Below are 15,328 nucleotides of genomic sequence, written 5' to 3' on the forward strand. Positions count from 1 at the left end.
TACGTGGCGTATATTAAATCATTTCCCTGCGCCGCGCACGCCTCTCACTACACTGCCAGAAGGAACCATTATGAATCATCGCGAAGCTGTTTTTCCCGCCAACCGCCATGCTCTTTATGAGGCGCATGGCTACTCCGCTGCCATTCGTTCAGGCGATCTGCTCTTTGTCTCCGGCCAGGTCGGCAGCCGCGAGGACGGCACACCGGAGCCCGATTTTGCCCGCCAGGTTGAACTGGCCTTTGCGAACCTTAGCGCAACCCTTGCCGCCGCTGGCTGCACCTTTGACGATCTGATTGATGTCACCACCTTCCATACCGACCCGGAGAAACAATTTCCAACTATTATGCAGGTGAAACAGGGTATTTTCCCGCAACCGCCCTACCCTAACTGGACAGCAGTGGGCGTTAACTGGCTGGCGGGTTTCGACTTCGAAATCAAAGTGATTGCCCGTATCCCCGAGGCACAGCCGTAACGCACGAACCACCACACCGCTGCGGCGTGATGTGCCAGGCTGATCCTGTCCTTACTGCACAACGGAGAAGTGATGATGATGACCTTATGCCGCGCCTGCGGAACCTCCTATGAGATCGCAGGCGAAAATCCGCAGCAGTGCAAAATCTGTGTCGATGAGCGGCAGTTTGTGCCGCCCGGCGGGCAGCAGTGGGTCGATCCCGCAGAACTGCTGGCTTCCCATACCAATAAGTGGAAACAGCACGAGACGGATCTCTTCAGCCTGCAAACGGTGCCGGATTTTGCCATCGGCCAGCGCGCCTTTCTGGTGAGAACGCCGGAGGGGAATATTTTATGGGACTGTATCGCCACCCTCGACACGGCGACAAAAACGCTGATTGCCGCGCTGGGTGGGCTAAAAGCGATTGCCATCTCCCACCCGCACTACTACACCACCATGCAGGATTGGGCCGCCGAGTTTGATGCGCCGATCTATCTTCACGCCAGCGATCGCGCCTGGATTATGCGTGACACCCCCTGGCTGAACCTGTGGGAGGGCGATACGCTTCAGTTGACCCGCGACGTTAGCGTGATGCGCCTCGGCGGTCACTTTCCCGGCGGCGCGGTGCTCTACTGGGCGCGGGAAGAGGGCATTGTACTGTCGGGGGATATTGTGCAGGTCGCACCGGGCAATGACGCGGTCTCATTTATGTGGAGCTACCCGAATATGCTGCCGCTGACGGCCGACACGGTGAGCGACATGCTGCGCCGCCTGGGCGCGATAAACTTCACCCGGCTCTACGGTGCATTTGAAGGCAGGGAAATTACGCAAAACGCCGCAGCGATCGTGCAGCGTTCCGGCGAGAAGTATATTGCCTGTCTGCGCTAACGGGCTCAGCCTGGCCCTTCGCTGGCGGCCGCCAGTAGCGGCACCAGTACATCACTGATTGGCACCGCAATACCGTGCGCGTGGCCGAGCCGCTGGATCACGCCGTTACGGATATCCCACTCCAGCGGGCGGTTCGCCTGGCGGTCAGCAAGAATAGAGGTGCCCAAATCCGCAGGCGCGCGCTGGAAGTTGCCGACAATCTCCTGCGGCACGTCATCCTTAAGCACCGCCCCTTCGGCGCGCGCCACGGCCAGGCATTCACGCAGATAGGCCAGCGCTAAATCGGTAATATCCTCGCGAGAAAACATGCCAGCACGGCGGTTGGCCAGCACCATCAGCCCGGCCGCCGCGTTCTGTAACAGCTTGCGCCAGGCGATAGAGAGAAAATCCGCAGAGAGATCGACGGCGCAGCGCGTGCCGCTTAACGCCCCCACCACCCGTTGTGCCTGCGGCACATCCGGCAGGGTCAGGCGCGGTTTCGCCCGCAGCCAGACGGAGGCATCCGGCTCACGCTGCGCCGGAAACCAGACCACGGAAGGCAGCACCGTCGCGCCGTTAACCAGCGGGGCGAGCTGCGCTTTCTGCTCTACGCCATTTTGCAGCGCACACACCACGCTCTTCTCATCGCAGAGCGCGGCGAGCCAGGCGGCACTTTCGGCAACCTGAGTGGTTTTCACCGCCACAAACACCAAATCGACCGGCTGCTGGATCGTCGTCGGGTCGGTGAGCACCGGGCCGGGAACAACAATCTCGCCATCATCATGACGCAGCGTTAACTGCGGATGAGCGGTGCGTCCGCAAAGCAGCGGCGCGCGGTTAACTTCATGCAGCGCGGCGGCAATGGTGGTGCCAATCGCGCCCGGGCCAATCAGCGCAATCGTAAGATTTTCAGACATCAAACGTTCTCCTGCTGTGATCATCGGTTATCAGTGCCCATCAGGCGTGATTGACGCATACGCGTTTTTTCGCCTGCTCACCACCATAAGCCCGTTAAGGAACGAAAGACAGCCGAATAATTCTCACGCCTCTTTTGCCCGCCGCGTAGCCCACTCGCAAAGGCGCATGATGACGACAAAAAAGACCGGCACAAAAAACAGCGACAGCACGGTGGCGCTGATCATGCCGCCAAACACCCCGGTGCCAATCGCATGCTGCGTGCTGGCGCTGGCCCCGCGGGCAATCATCAACGGCACCACGCCAAGCGTAAAGGCGAGCGAGGTCATCAAAATGGGCCGCAGCCGTTGCTTTGAGGCCAGCAGCGTCGCCTCAAGGGTGCTTTTGCCCTGCAAGCGCAGCTGGCGGGCAAACTCAATAATCAGAATGGCGTTTTTCGCCGACAGGCCAATCAGCGTGATAAGCCCGACTTTGAAAAAGACATCGTTGCTCATGCCAGCCACAATCACGGCGGCAAGCGCACCGATAAGCCCGAGCGGCACCACCAGCATCACCGCAAAGGGGATTGACCAGCTCTCATACAGCGCGGCAAGCACCAGAAACACCACCAGTACCGAGAGCGCGATCAGCCCCGGCAGCTGCGCGGCAGAGTCCTTCTCTTGCAGCGAACTGCCCGCCCACTCGCCGCCAAACCCCTCCGGCAGCGCGCGTGCCAGTTGCTCCATGGTCGCCATGCCGGTACCGCTTGAGTGACCCGGCGCGGCGCTGCCGGTGATGCGTATTGCCGGGTAACCCTGATAGCGGTTGAGCTGCTGCGGCGACTGGGTCCACGTCGCGCTGACTACGCTTGAGAGTAAAACCATCTCGCCGCTTCTGTTTTTCAGCGGGATGTTGAGCAGGGTTTCCGGCTGCATGCTGTATGCGGCATCGGCCTGCACAATCACCTGCTGTAAGCGACCGTTCTGCGTGTAGTCATTGACATAATTCGAGCCGGAGGCAACGGAGATCGCCTGGTTAATCTCCTCAAACGAGACGCCCATCGCCTCCGCTTTCTCGCGGTCGATGGTCAGTGAGATCGCGGTGCCCTGCGGCAAACCGTCGATATAGACATCAGAGAGTGCGCCGCTTTCATTGGCCCTCTCCACCAACGTATCCGCCGCCTGTTTCAGTGCGTTGTACCCCTTCCCTGCCCGATCCTGAATATAAAAGGTAAAGCCCGATGAGGTGCCCATATCGGAAATAGCTGGCGGCAGCAGGCTCATGGTCGTCGCGCCCGGCACGGACGCCATCTTCTGCTGAATAAGATCGGCTTCGCTCTGCGCCGTCGCGCCGTGGCGCTCCTGCCACCCTTTTAAGGTCGTAAAGGCCATCGCCGAATTCTGCCCGGAGCCTGAAAAGCCAAAGCCGAGGATCATCAGATTGCTGTCGATAGCCGGACGATCGGTCAGGACCTGCTCAAACTGCTCCACCACCTCGGTGGTGCGCTGCATGGTGGCGTCAGAGGGGAGCTGAATGGAGGAGATAAAGTAGCCCTGATCCTCTTCGGGTAAGAAGGAGGATGGCAGCGCCACCAGACCGGCAAAGAGTGCGATGCAGAGCGCGGCATAGATCAGCAGCATGCGACCGCTGCGCATCAACACCCATAAAAGCCCCGATTCATAGCGCGCTGCCATGCCGTTAAAGGCGCGGTTAAAGCGGGCGGAAAAGCCCCGCGCAGCGCCAGAATGCGGCTTCAGCACCGTTGCGCAGAGCGCAGGCGTCAGGGTGAGCGCCAGGAACGCCGAAAAGAGGATCGACACCGCCATGGCAATGGCGAATTGCCGGTAGATGAGGCCAACGGAGCCGCTGGCGAAGCCCATCGGGATAAACACCGCGGTCAGCACCAGCGTGATACCGATAATCGCCGGCGTAATTTCGCGCATCGCCTGCCGGGTCGCGTTCGCAGGCGTCATCCCCTGCTCCTCCATCAGCCGCTCAACGTTCTCAACCACCACAATCGCGTCATCGACGATAATGCCAATCGCCAGCACCATGCCAAACATGGTGAGGATATTGATGGAGTAACCACTTAGCAGCATTACGGTAAAAGTACCGAGCAATGCGATAGGCGCGACAATCGCCGGGATCAGCGTACAGCGCACTTTGTGCAGGAAGAGCAGCATTACCAGAAACACCAGCACCATTGCTTCGATAAAGGTCTGCACCACCTTGTAGATGGAGAGTTTGACGAAGGGCGCGGTATCAAACGGCACCGTGAAGACCACGCCTTCTGGCAGCACGCTTTTCAACTCTGCCAGCCGCTGATGCACTGCCGCCGCAGTGTTAATGGCATTTGCCCCGGTAGCGAGCTGGATCGCCGCAGCCGTTGCCGGCACGCCATTCTCACGAATACCAAAGGTATAGCTCTGCAAGCCACTTTCGACGCGTGCGATATCCGCCAGCCGTAAACGCGCGCCGCTGGTGTTCGACTTCAGCGTAATATTGCGAAACTCCTCAATGGAGGAGAGCTGGCCTTTGACGGTCAGCGGATAGGTCACACGCTGCCCCGCCAGCGCAGGCTCATCCCCAACGCGTCCCGGTGAGACCAGCACGTTTTGCTGCGCAATCGCGGTGGTGACATCGCTGACGGAGAGCTGATAGCTGTGCATCTTGAGCGGATCGAGCCAGATACGCATTGCCTTCTCGCCGCCAAAGAGTTGCACCTTGCCCACACCAGGAAGGCGACGCAGTTCGTCGGTCACATTGCGGGCGAAGTAGTCGCTAAGATCCGCCTCCTGATACTTACCATCCGTCGATTTCAGCCCGACCATCATCAAAAACCCGGTCTCCGCGGCATCAACGCTGATACCATTTTGCCGCACCACCTGCGGTAGCCGCGGTTCGACAATTTTGATCTGGTTTTGCAGATCGATCTGCGCGAGCTTGACATCGGTGCCCGGTTTAAAGGTGACGGTGATCGAGGCCGTGCCGCTGGTATCGCTGGTGGCCTCAAAATAGAGAATGTTATCGACGCCAGAGATCTCGCGCTCAATCAGCGAAATAACCGAGGTGTTCATCATCTCCGGCGTGGCCCCAGGAAAGGTGACGGAGATAATCACGCCCGGCGGTGCCACCGCCGGATATTGTGATACGGGCAGCTTTGGAATGGCGAGCAGCCCGCCGAGGATAATAAATAGCGCAATGACCCAGGCAAAAACGGGGCGTGCAATAAAAAAGTGCGGCATGGTTTTATTTTGTCATGTTGTCCAGAGGATCAGGCGCGGGCATGATTATGACTCGCCATTTTCTGCGCCTGGTTAATCAATAATCGTAAGGTTTATCTGTTTAGCCCTAATGCATGATTGATGGAGGCTGTGTGGAGAGCGGGCTAAAATCAAAACCGCCGGACGAGCAAAAAGAGCGGCGTCACGCCAAAAAAAGCGGTGAGAAAGCACTCATAGTAGAAAGTGAGATCGTAAATCGTCGGTACGCGATAGCATAAGACGTTAAAAATAACGATCAGGCTAATAAAGAGCGAGGCAATAATCAGAAAGATGAGAGTTAATTCCTGTAATACGCCGCTTTTCTGCTGCAACATTAATAAAAACGTGCAGGCGCAGAGGTTGATATAGAGCAACGGCGAGGCGAGCAGCGTCAGCGCCACTTTCTCACCAAGATGGTGTATTAACAGCAGCCATAGATAGAGCAGGCCCCAGCAGGCCATTAGAAAAACGACCAGCGTGCGAATCGTCTCAGCCCTGGGTTTTATATCTACTTTCATCATTGCTTCATTCCTGATGAATAAACGCTGCCCGATAAGCGCGATATTTACTCTGCACGTCAGGCAGTTCATAACGGCTGTTTACGCCGATGGCAGAACAGTGAGCGGCTATTGTCATTCCGCTGCGTGTACATTTTTTAACGTGAATGTGGAGCCTGTGTGGAAGGTGTAATGAGGCGTTGAGAAAGAGCGCATTACTGCGTGCAACTTTTGCCGTCGGGTCTGGTCTGAATCTGGCAAATTACTGGCAGGACACCACCGTGTTTCATTCAGAAAGAACTAAATTAACACGCACTGACATCGTCAACGGTAGCAGGAGAGAAAATGGACAATAAGCACCTTATTCTGGTTGCTGAAGATGATGATGAAATCGCCGATATTCTGCAAAGCTATATTCAGCGCGCCGGTATGCGCACGCTGCGCGCGGCTGACGGCGAGCAGGCGATTAGCCTCTGCTTCCTGCATAAACCCGATCTGGTTTTGCTCGATATTCAGTTGCCGATCCAGGATGGCTGGAGCGTCCTGAGCGCAGTGCGTAAAGAGAGCGCGGTGCCGGTTATCATGGTCACCGCGCTGGATCAGGACATTGATAAATTGATGGGGCTGCGGCTCGGCGCGGATGATTATGTGGTGAAGCCCTTCAACCCCTCGGAAGTGGTGGCGCGAATCGAAGCAGTGCTGCGCCGCACCAAAGCGGGCGGCGTGCCGCCTTGCGATAAACCGATTCGCACCCAGTATGTGACGGTCTATCCCGACGAGTTTTATGTCGAGGTGCATCTTGATGGCGAAACGGTCACCCCGCTGCTGACTACCACCGAGTTTAAGTTGCTGGCGCACCTGGCGAAAAACCCGCGCAAAGTCTGCTCACGCGAAGAGTTGCTTAACGCCTGCCTGCCGGAGGGCGATACGCTGGATCGCACGGTGGACAGCCATATGAGTAAGCTGCGCAAAAAGCTGGAGCAGTGCGGCCTGAAGGGGATGCCGGAGAGCATCCGCGGCATGGGCTATCGCTTGGGGCAGATGAAATGAGCCGCCAGCAGACATTAGACCGGCAGATCCTGTGGTTTATGATCTCGTTGACGCTGATTGTCATTGCCATTGCGATCATCGGCTCCTGGCTCTTTTACGCCTTCCTGATCGATTACATCCCTGGCGGTGAAGAGCTTGGCAATGAGGAGCAGATGACAATTGTCGACTGGGCGTGGATCCTGATGGTCACCGTCATGTCGCTCGCCATCTCGCTCTTTTTCGCCGTCAGGCTGTCGTCAAAAATCCTGCGTCCTTTAACCTCGGTTGCCACCAGCCTGCGGCGTATTGCCGAGGGCGATCTCGGCGCGCGCGCCGCCTGCTCCAGTTCCCATCTTGGTGAGGTCAATAACCTCGTTAATGACTTCAATACCATGGCGGAAAAACTGCAAACTCTGGAGGCGCAGCGCAAATCGTGGAATGCGGCGATTGCCCATGAGCTGCGCACGCCGGTGACGATCCTGCGCGGCAGGCTGCAAGGGCTGGTCGATGGTGTATTTGACGCCGATCCGGCGCTTTTTGCCAACCTGCTTAAACAGACGGAAGGGTTAACCAACCTGATTGAGGATATGCGGGTGGTAAGTTCTTCGGGCGCGGCGCAATTTTCATTAACTCTTGAGGAGGTCGATTTAAAGTCGACGCTGCAGAGCGCGATTGACGCCTTCTCGCTGGAGTTGGCGCGCCATCACGTCAACGTAATTGCCGAGTTGCGCCCTCAGGCGTGCGTGTGCGATCCGCTACGCATTATTCAGTGCATGACGGTGCTGTTCGATAACGCCATCAAATATGCCACCTCGAAAACCGTGGTGATAAAAAATGGTGTTACCGACAAAGAGGTCTACGTGCTGGTGCAGGATCACGGCCCCGGCATTCCTGAAACGCTGCATAAATTCCTGTTTCAGCCTTTTCAGCGCGGAGCCGAGGCGCGCGAGTCGCACCCGGAGGGGTGCGGGCTGGACCTGTCAGTGGTGAAAGCGATTATGCTTGCCCACGGTGGCGATGTGACCTATACCCTGACGGCTAACCGTCATTCGCTCTTCAAGCTGAGCTGGCCGCTACACACAACGCCCTAAGTTAAGTTAAGCCGCCACATCTCACCCAGTCGGGTATCCCACTCGGCCGGAACAATCTTCAGTTTTCCCCGGCGCGGGCTGAGGGTGATTTCACTAAAATAGATCCCCTCCTCCGTTGGCATCAGATCGATGCGGCAGTAGTCGATCCCTGCGGCTAACCGCTGTGAAGCGCCGATCGCCTGTTGCAGTAATTCAGGTTCGGGGATCGCACCAGGCGTGTTGGGATACTCCATCTGGTAGGGCTGCAACTGCCAAGCGCGGTTGTAGACATTGATATAACCACTTCCGGCTTCGTCGGTAAAATCAGCCTCAATCACCTCGGCGACACCGTGGAAACAGTGGAGCCGCAGCATCTCTGGCGTCTGATTTTTATTGCCGCGGGTAAAGACGTCGATATATTTCTCGCACAGAATAACGGGCGCAATATCTTTGTACTGCCACTCGCGGGTGGCGTAATACATATTCTTTTTCAGGGCCAGCGACAACTTATTAATGGCAGCGCCAACGTTAAGCTGATCCTTATCGAGACAGACCACTGCGCTACCGCTGTCGTGATTACACTTCAGCACAAAACGCGCTGGCAGGCTGGTGAAGTCGATATCCTCGACCCGTTGGTAAACGCCCAACAGGGGTGCGATACGTAATTGATCGGTGCGGGCGTGAACATATTCACGTACCGCCAGCTTATCGGCCAACAGGGTGTAGAGCGGGTTACGATCATAGAGCATACGGTGGCAGATCTTTTCGCTGAGCGTCACCGGATGGCGCAAATCATGATCGCGTCCGGAAATTCTTTTCAGCCTGCTGGCGTGAAATTGGCTGTCTGCCACGGCGCAGGCCGTCACTTTTTTCGCCAGATAAGAGATGTATTTACGGAAATAGTCGAGTCTGTTCATTGCCCCCTCCTGAGAACAATGAAGATTTTGAATAGCTTTTATTGCGCGATATTGCGCGAATTATGGAGGGAAAATGGAGGTCAATAAACGACCTTTTTCGCCGTTTTAAATAATTCAGTCACGCTCTTTTTTCCGGTAATAAACTCTGCATCGCTAAATGCACAAAGCGGGCTACCAGAATTGGCGGCGCGGGGCGTTTGAAGGGTGAGAGAAAGTTCTTTACTCTCGAAAGGCAAGCACGGCTCTATCGTATTGATGATAAAAATCCCCTGATAATTAAAAAATGATAAGGAAAAACCATGCCTATCGAGATCGCCCCCCAGGTAACGGAGCAGGACAAAGAGGAGCTGCTGAGCGGCTTACGGCGCTATAACCAGCAGTTTATTGATGGCTCTGGCTGGGGTCAGGTTGGCATCTACAGCCGTAACGACACGGGCGCAATGATCGGTGGGTTAATCGGTACGCAAAAAGGGTTATGGCTGTGCATCGATTTTTTATGGGTTAGCGAAGAAGCGCGAGGCGCCCGGCTTGGCAGCGAGCTTATCCGCACGGCGGAAGAGCAAGCAGTGCGTATGGGTTGCCGACACGCGCAGGTGGATACCGTCAGTTTTCAGGCGCTGCCCTTTTATCTTAAACAGGGTTACGAACTGAAATTCAGCCTGCCGGACTATCCCGAAGAGGGGATGGAGCGCCACTATCTGATTAAGTTAAACCTGAACACAGTGCGCTGAGGCAAAAATGGATATTACGTTGCAGGAACTTAATGAATCGCATATCGCGCCCTGTGCGCAGCTCTACTGTCGCACCTATCAACAAGCGCCGTGGAATGAGAGCTGGCCGTCGCCACAGCCGATCGTCGAGTTTATTCAGGCGCACATGGGCAATAACTATTTCCGCGGCTATATCGCCAAAAGCGGCGATGAGGTTATCGCGGCGAGCATCGGCTTTAAAAAACCGTGGCCCGGCGGCATGGAGTATTACATTGATGAGTTCTTTATCGACCCGGATTATCAAAGAAAGGGCGTCGGTACACAGCTAATGGCATTTATTGAGGTGCGCAGCCTTGAGGAAGGGTTGAATGCGATAATCCTCAACACGCAAAAAGGGTATGCCTCAGATGAATTCTATAAGCGTAATGGTTTTAAAGAACATCAGGGTTTAATTGTTCTCTCTAAATCGTTAGACGATCATTAGGAGGCCGCCTTGCCCACGGATACCTCACGCTTACGCCTGCGCCCCGTTGCGCAGGAAGATCTCGACGATCTGTTCGCAATTTATGGCGATCCGGCGACCAATACCTTTAACCCGGCAGGGCCCTATCCCGATATTGCGTACACAAAAAAGGTGCTGGATCGCTGGCTGGCGCACTGGGCAGAGCACGGGTTTGGCAGTTGGGCGATCGCGCTGCGCGACGCGCCCGAGAAGATCATCGGTTTTGGTGGCCTGAGCCTGCGCAGTTTTGCCGATATCCCGATGAATAATTTGGGTTACCGCTTTGCCACTGACGTCTGGGGCAAGGGGCTGGCGAGCGAATTATCGCTTTACGCGGTGAGATATGGTTTTGAGACGCTGAACATGGGGGAGATTTACGGCGTGGTGCGCGCTAACCATCTGGCGTCACGGAAGGTGCTGGAGAATGCCGGAATGAAGTTTGTCCGCGAAATCCATGATATTGAGGATGCACCGCCAAGCCTGCTCTATGCCCTGAGCAGGGATGAGTGGCAGAAAAGCGCCTCCCATCCCTCAGCCTGAAACGCGAGGTGGATCTGCCACCTCGCTTCTCATCAGAAGCCCGGCGTGCGGGTCTGTTTGCTGTCCATAAATTTGATACGCGCCTCGGTCCAGACAGGATCGTCCAGTTTAAGAGCGGTGTTGGAGAGTTGCAGCACGGCTTGTCGCGTAGTGGAAGAGCACGCCATCCCGGCCTGTTTGCCCGGTTCTTTGCACCATACCATCGGCGTCGAGTAAGGGGCATTTGATGCCGGGCCATACTTCTCGACCGCCGCTTTTTCCATTGCCTCTTTGTTGGCAGTCGACCACGGCAGCTCGTAAGTGATCATCGATGCTGCCAGCGGATGTTGCGCATCGACCGGAACGCGGCCTTCGAAATAGACCTGTAATTTCACACCCTCTTTTTCATACCCGACAAATTTCGGCTGCTTGTTACCGGTGACCGGATTATCTTGCGGGTATTTATCTACCTGCAGCGCAGAAGCGGGCACGTTGAAGTGGGTGGTAATAGCCTTGACGACCTCATCGTAATCCATGCCGGTTTTCACCCCGGCAACGTCAAATTTTGTCACATCAACGGCACGCAGCGCTTCCGCATGAACCGCAGAAGCCCCCATCAACGACACGAAAACAATCGCGCTTAAACGCTTTAACATCCTGAACCCCTGTTCCTGAAAAAGTAAGCCATTGAGCGCCTTCCACCACGTTCAATGTCGATGGGCATTAAGATAGCAGCGCGCACGAAGATGACAACCGCACCGCCCTACCAGGGTTGATAGGTTTTTCCATGAATGTGCGTTTATGCGCCTCGTCACAGAATAGAGAGGCCAATTTTTGCCCTGGCAAGCAGAGCAACTGACACCCGGAATCATGTTAATAGCATGTTGCAATTGGTTCAGAGTAATTGTTAACAGCGATTCATGCGCGTCACGCATCAGCCGATGAGTTTAATGCGCTTATTCAGCTACTTTTCCTGATCCACTCTTCAGAGAGGCGCGTTACAAGCGCCCCTGTATAACTGGAGATGACATGCAAACATTGACCCCTATGGCACGAACCAGCGCAATACTGCGCGTTACCTCAGGCAACTTTCTTGAGCAGTTTGACTTCTTTCTCTTCGGCTTTTATGCCACCTATATTGCGCATAACTTCTTCCCGGCCAGCAGCGAGTTCGCCTCGCTGATGATGACCTTCGCGGTCTTTGGCGCGGGCTTTTTAATGCGCCCTATCGGTGCCATTGTGCTTGGCGCCTACATCGATAAAGTGGGCCGCCGCAAAGGGCTTATCGTCACGCTCTCAATCATGGCGGCAGGCACCTTTCTCATCGTGCTGATCCCCTCTTACCAGACCATCGGCATCTGGGCTCCGCTGCTGGTATTAAGCGGGCGGTTATTACAGGGCTTCTCCGCCGGGGCCGAGCTGGGCGGTGTCTCCGTTTACCTGGCCGAGATCGCCACGCCGGGCCGCAAAGGGTTTTACACCAGTTGGCAGTCCGGCAGCCAGCAGGTCGCCATTATGGTCGCCGCTGCGATGGGCTTCGCCCTTAACGCCGTGCTGGAAGAGTCGGCGATCCGTGAATGGGGCTGGCGGCTGCCGTTCCTGTTTGGCTGCCTGATTGTGCCATTCATCTTTATCCTGCGCCGCAAGCTGGAAGAGACGCAGGAGTTTAACGCTCGCCATAAAAAGCTGGCGATGCGCGAGGTGTTTACAACCCTGCTGGCGAACTGGCCGGTGGTGATCGCCGGGATGTTGATGGTGGCGATGACCACTACCGCCTTTTACCTCATCACCGTTTACGCGCCGACCTTCGGCAAAAAAGTGCTGATGCTGAGCGCCTCAGATAGCCTGCTGGTGACGCTGCTGGTCGCGATCTCTAACTTTATCTGGCTGCCGATTGGCGGGGCGTTATCGGACCGCTTTGGCCGTAAAGCGGTGCTGGTGACCATGACACTGCTGGCACTCTTCACCGCCTACCCGGCCCTTAGCCTGCTGGCGCAAAACCCAACCTTTACCATGATGCTGACGGTGCTGCTGTGGCTCTCCTTTATCTATGGCCTCTATAACGGCGCGATGATCCCGGCATTAACAGAGATTATGCCCACCGAAGTGCGTGTCGCCGGTTTCTCGCTGGCCTACAGCCTGGCAACGGCGGTATTCGGCGGCTTTACGCCGGTGATCTCAACCGCGCTGATTGAGTACTCCGGCGATAAAGCCTCCCCCGGCTACTGGATGAGTTTTGCGGCGTTCTGCGCTCTGCTCGCCACACTCTATATGTACCGCCGCAGCAGTTTAACCCTGCAAACCGCACGTTAAGGAGTGACGATAATGAAAACACTGTTCCGTTCCCTGCTCGCCACGCTGCTGCTCTGCACGCTTAGCCTGAGCGCCACGGCGAAAGAGATCACGGTGATGATTTCCGGCGGCTTTAAACCGGCGTTGCAGAAGCTGATCCCGCAATTTGAAGCGAAAACTGGCGATACCATTGTGGTGGTCGGCGGGCCATCGATGGGCAAAACGCCGCAGGCGATCCCCGCGCGGCTGGCGCGTGGCGAAGCGGCCGATGTGGTGATTATGGTCGGCGACGCGCTAACAAAGCTGTCAAAAGAGGGATGGATTGCGCCCGGCTCCCGCGTCGAGCTGGCGGACTCACCGATTGGGATGGTGGTGAAAGAGGGTGACGCGGTTCCCGCCATCAAAACGAACGAGGAGCTGCGCGCGACGTTGCTGAAAGCTAAATCAATTGCCTATTCCGACAGCGCGAGCGGCGTCTACATCAGCAGCCAGCTATTCAAGAAACTCGGTATTGAAGAGGCGGTGGCACAGAAGGCGCATAAAGTGGAGCGCATTCCGGTCGCCAGCGAAGTGGCAAAAGGCCATTACGCCGTCGGCTTCCAGCAGGTGAGCGAACTGCTGCCAGAACATGGTGTGACCTTTGTAGGCGAGCTGCCAGCCGATCTTCAGTACATTACCCGCTTTGCCGGGGCGGTGACGGCGAAGGCGCAACATGCTCAGGAGGGCAAAGCGCTGCTGGCGTTCCTCTCCTCCCCTGAGTCGCAGTCGACAATCCACCTTACCGGGATGCACTCCGTTGCGGCGGCACCGCGTGATACTGCTCAGTGATGAGCTTCTCCAGCTCGGCGGCGATATAGGACTGCACGCGCCCGCTGCGGCGAATAAGCCCCAGCGTGCGTTTGACTACCGGGTCGGTCAGCGGCAGATGCGTCAGCACCGAGTGGGCTGACGCCGGCATCGACATCGCCGGTATCGCCGCAATCCCCACCCCCGCTTCCACCATGCCGATCATGGTGGTGACATGGCGGGTTTCACAGATGCTCGGGCGCTCAGGCGTGATGTGCCCCAGCATCTGGTCAATCAAATTGCGGTTGCCAGAGGTTTTATCCAGCCCGATATAGTCATATTGATAAAATTCCCGCCAGGTGAGGCTCTTCTTGCTGGCGATCGGATGATCGTGGCGGCAGGCCGCAACATAGGTATCCACCACCAGCGGACGAAACTCGATATCCGCCAGCAGGCTGCCGGCAAAACAGATGCCGAAGTCGGCCTGGCCGCTGGCAACGGTGTCGATCACGTTACCCGCGCTGCTATCAATTAACTTCACGCGCACCCGCGGAAAGCGGGCTTTAAAGGTGCGGATCACATCGGGCATGAAGTAGCACGCCGCAGAGGGCACGGCTGCGACCGTCACCACGCCGACGCGATCCTGGCTCACTTTATCGATATCCGCCAATACCGCTTCCACATTCATCAATAGCTGTTCAGAACGCTCGGCGAAGGTCTGCCCGTAGAGCGTCAGCGCAACCCGCCGCGTGGTTCTGTCGAACAACTTAATGCCCAGCGCGTTCTCGAGCTTCTCTATGCGGCGGCTCAATGCTGACTGCGACAGGCAGATTGACTCGGCGGCAAGGCGAAAATTGCCATATTCCACCAGGGCGCGGAAAGCATAGAGATCGTTGAGATCGAAATTGACGGGCATGATGGCAGGCGATCCTTCTCGGGCGGTTAACAGAGGGATAAGAGCATAACCGCCCAACAGATAAGATCAAATGCTTAACAACGCTACAACATTGGGCTGCGCGTTATCAGCAACACGATTAGCGCAATCAGCGCCGGAAGCGCCTGCACATAGAGGGTTTTTCTACTGGCGGTGATCGCGCCAAAGATACCGGCTATCAGCACGCAGACGAGGAAGAAAACTTTGATCTGAAAGCCGCCGTCACCGAGCCACAGCCCCCACAGCAAACCGGCAGCTAAAAAGCCGTTATAGAGCCCCTGGTTGGCAGCCATCACCCGGCTGTCACGGGCAAAATCAGCCGTAAGGTTAAACGCCTTACGCCCTGTTGCCGTATTCCACAGAAACATTTCGAGCACCAGAATATAGAGGTGAATGACGGCGACAAGCGCAATAAGGATATTCGCTGACATAGGGACCCTGAAAATTAACGTGGCGGTTAAGAAAGAGCTTAGCGCGTTTTTGTTATGCGAACAGCAAGCGTGATGACTCCCTTTTCAACGGTGATGTTTGCAGGCGGCTCTCAAGGTATTGACAACAAATAACACGCCATGCATATTGCTATGTTATAACATATCC

General features: G+C 56.2%; 16 protein-coding genes. 9 read left to right on the plus strand and 7 right to left on the minus strand.

Features of this window, described 5'->3' with window-relative positions; all coding sequences use genetic code 11:
- The first annotated feature begins 70 nt into the window (after positions 1-70).
- Both HF650_RS17325 and HF650_RS17330 read left to right on the plus strand, forming a co-directional pair.
- Complete coding sequence (locus HF650_RS17325; RefSeq protein ID WP_187799666.1) at positions 71-472, plus strand: RidA family protein; 402 nt, start codon at positions 71-73, stop codon at positions 470-472.
- A 75-nt stretch (positions 473-547) separates the two neighbouring features.
- Complete coding sequence (locus HF650_RS17330; protein ID WP_187802737.1) at positions 548-1,339, plus strand: MBL fold metallo-hydrolase; 792 nt, start codon at positions 548-550, stop codon at positions 1,337-1,339.
- Between the two features lie 5 nt (positions 1,340-1,344).
- Here HF650_RS17330 and HF650_RS17335 read toward each other — a convergent pair whose 3' ends face one another.
- From HF650_RS17335 to HF650_RS17345, 3 genes are all read right to left on the minus strand, one after another.
- Positions 1,345-2,235 (minus strand): oxidoreductase, encoded by an 891-nt coding sequence (locus HF650_RS17335; RefSeq protein WP_187799667.1) that lies wholly within the window; start codon positions 2,233-2,235, stop codon positions 1,345-1,347.
- A gap of 123 nt (positions 2,236-2,358) precedes the next feature.
- Positions 2,359-5,457 (minus strand): multidrug efflux RND transporter permease subunit, encoded by a 3,099-nt coding sequence (locus HF650_RS17340; protein WP_187799668.1) that lies wholly within the window; start codon positions 5,455-5,457, stop codon positions 2,359-2,361.
- A 149-nt stretch (positions 5,458-5,606) separates the two neighbouring features.
- Positions 5,607-5,996, minus strand: coding sequence for a transporter (locus HF650_RS17345; RefSeq protein WP_223284196.1), 390 nt, complete (start codon positions 5,994-5,996; stop codon positions 5,607-5,609).
- A 321-nt stretch (positions 5,997-6,317) separates the two neighbouring features.
- On the opposite strand from HF650_RS17345, the gene HF650_RS17350 reads away from it, so the two are divergent.
- Together HF650_RS17350 and HF650_RS17355 are read left to right on the plus strand one after the other, a co-directional pair.
- Positions 6,318-7,022, plus strand: coding sequence for a response regulator (locus HF650_RS17350; protein WP_187799669.1), 705 nt, complete (start codon positions 6,318-6,320; stop codon positions 7,020-7,022).
- The gene (locus HF650_RS17355; protein ID WP_187799670.1) at positions 7,019-8,092 is read left to right on the plus strand and encodes an ATP-binding protein; all 1,074 of its coding nucleotides are present in this window, start codon (positions 7,019-7,021) and stop codon (positions 8,090-8,092) included. Before HF650_RS17350 ends, HF650_RS17355 begins: the two co-directional genes overlap by 4 nt.
- On the opposite strand, the gene HF650_RS17360 is transcribed toward HF650_RS17355, so the two are convergent.
- Positions 8,089-8,988, minus strand: a complete 900-nt coding sequence (locus HF650_RS17360; RefSeq protein ID WP_187799671.1) for an ATP-grasp fold amidoligase family protein — start codon at positions 8,986-8,988, stop codon at positions 8,089-8,091. The genes HF650_RS17355 and HF650_RS17360 overlap by 4 nt on opposite strands.
- A 299-nt stretch (positions 8,989-9,287) precedes the next feature.
- Between HF650_RS17360 and HF650_RS17365 the strand changes: the two genes are divergently transcribed.
- Genes HF650_RS17365 through HF650_RS17375 form a run of 3 tightly spaced genes read left to right on the plus strand, consistent with a single transcriptional unit; the run spans position 9,288 to position 10,740 of the window.
- The gene (locus HF650_RS17365; protein WP_187799672.1) at positions 9,288-9,719 is read left to right on the plus strand and encodes a GNAT family N-acetyltransferase; all 432 of its coding nucleotides are present in this window, start codon (positions 9,288-9,290) and stop codon (positions 9,717-9,719) included.
- Between the two features lie 7 nt (positions 9,720-9,726).
- The gene (locus HF650_RS17370; protein WP_187799673.1) at positions 9,727-10,182 is read left to right on the plus strand and encodes a GNAT family N-acetyltransferase; all 456 of its coding nucleotides are present in this window, start codon (positions 9,727-9,729) and stop codon (positions 10,180-10,182) included.
- Between the two features lie 9 nt (positions 10,183-10,191).
- Positions 10,192-10,740 (plus strand): GNAT family N-acetyltransferase, encoded by a 549-nt coding sequence (locus tag HF650_RS17375; protein WP_187799674.1) that lies wholly within the window; start codon positions 10,192-10,194, stop codon positions 10,738-10,740.
- Between the two features lie 32 nt (positions 10,741-10,772).
- On the opposite strand, the gene HF650_RS17380 is transcribed toward HF650_RS17375, so the two are convergent.
- Complete coding sequence (locus HF650_RS17380) at positions 10,773-11,375, minus strand: hypothetical protein (RefSeq protein WP_187799675.1); 603 nt, start codon at positions 11,373-11,375, stop codon at positions 10,773-10,775.
- A gap of 373 nt (positions 11,376-11,748) precedes the next feature.
- On the opposite strand from HF650_RS17380, the gene HF650_RS17385 reads away from it, so the two are divergent.
- The gene (locus HF650_RS17385) at positions 11,749-13,032 is read left to right on the plus strand and encodes an MFS transporter (protein ID WP_187799676.1); all 1,284 of its coding nucleotides are present in this window, start codon (positions 11,749-11,751) and stop codon (positions 13,030-13,032) included.
- A 12-nt stretch (positions 13,033-13,044) separates the two neighbouring features.
- Entirely contained in the window at positions 13,045-13,839 is a 795-nt protein-coding gene (locus HF650_RS17390) for a substrate-binding domain-containing protein (protein ID WP_187799677.1), read from the plus strand.
- On the opposite strand, the gene HF650_RS17395 is transcribed toward HF650_RS17390, so the two are convergent.
- Together HF650_RS17395 and HF650_RS17400 are read right to left on the minus strand one after the other, a co-directional pair.
- A complete protein-coding gene (locus HF650_RS17395; protein ID WP_023481259.1) occupies positions 13,790-14,713 on the minus strand; it encodes a LysR family transcriptional regulator in 924 nt (307 codons plus the stop codon). The two genes, HF650_RS17390 and HF650_RS17395, sit on opposite strands and share 50 nt — an antisense overlap.
- Positions 14,714-14,796: 83 nt before the next feature.
- Positions 14,797-15,162: a DUF1304 domain-containing protein gene (locus tag HF650_RS17400; RefSeq protein WP_187799678.1), complete on the minus strand. Its 366-nt coding sequence runs from the start codon at positions 15,160-15,162 to the stop codon at positions 14,797-14,799.
- Positions 15,163-15,328: the final 166 nt, after the last annotated feature.

Source organism: Kosakonia sp. SMBL-WEM22, from assembly GCF_014490785.1.
In the GTDB taxonomy this organism is placed as follows: domain Bacteria; phylum Pseudomonadota; class Gammaproteobacteria; order Enterobacterales; family Enterobacteriaceae; genus Kosakonia.

Excerpts from the sequence above, each read along its gene's own strand:
- HF650_RS17325 (WP_187799666.1), top strand. The coding sequence starts at position 71 with ATGAATCATCGCGAAGCTGTTTTTCCCGCCAACCGCCATGCTCTTTAT.
- HF650_RS17330 (WP_187802737.1), top strand. The coding sequence starts at position 548 with ATGATGACCTTATGCCGCGCCTGCGGAACCTCCTATGAGATCGCAGGC.
- HF650_RS17335 (WP_187799667.1), bottom strand. The coding sequence starts at position 2,235 with ATGTCTGAAAATCTTACGATTGCGCTGATTGGCCCGGGCGCGATTGGC.
- HF650_RS17340 (WP_187799668.1), bottom strand. The coding sequence starts at position 5,457 with ATGCCGCACTTTTTTATTGCACGCCCCGTTTTTGCCTGGGTCATTGCG.
- HF650_RS17345 (WP_223284196.1), bottom strand. The coding sequence starts at position 5,996 with ATGATGAAAGTAGATATAAAACCCAGGGCTGAGACGATTCGCACGCTG.
- HF650_RS17350 (WP_187799669.1), top strand. The coding sequence starts at position 6,318 with ATGGACAATAAGCACCTTATTCTGGTTGCTGAAGATGATGATGAAATC.
- HF650_RS17355 (WP_187799670.1), top strand. The coding sequence starts at position 7,019 with ATGAGCCGCCAGCAGACATTAGACCGGCAGATCCTGTGGTTTATGATC.
- HF650_RS17360 (WP_187799671.1), bottom strand. The coding sequence starts at position 8,988 with ATGAACAGACTCGACTATTTCCGTAAATACATCTCTTATCTGGCGAAA.
- HF650_RS17365 (WP_187799672.1), top strand. The coding sequence starts at position 9,288 with ATGCCTATCGAGATCGCCCCCCAGGTAACGGAGCAGGACAAAGAGGAG.
- HF650_RS17370 (WP_187799673.1), top strand. The coding sequence starts at position 9,727 with ATGGATATTACGTTGCAGGAACTTAATGAATCGCATATCGCGCCCTGT.
- HF650_RS17380 (WP_187799675.1), bottom strand. The coding sequence starts at position 11,375 with ATGTTAAAGCGTTTAAGCGCGATTGTTTTCGTGTCGTTGATGGGGGCT.
- HF650_RS17385 (WP_187799676.1), top strand. The coding sequence starts at position 11,749 with ATGCAAACATTGACCCCTATGGCACGAACCAGCGCAATACTGCGCGTT.
- HF650_RS17390 (WP_187799677.1), top strand. The coding sequence starts at position 13,045 with ATGAAAACACTGTTCCGTTCCCTGCTCGCCACGCTGCTGCTCTGCACG.
- HF650_RS17395 (WP_023481259.1), bottom strand. The coding sequence starts at position 14,713 with ATGCCCGTCAATTTCGATCTCAACGATCTCTATGCTTTCCGCGCCCTG.
- HF650_RS17400 (WP_187799678.1), bottom strand. The coding sequence starts at position 15,162 with ATGTCAGCGAATATCCTTATTGCGCTTGTCGCCGTCATTCACCTCTAT.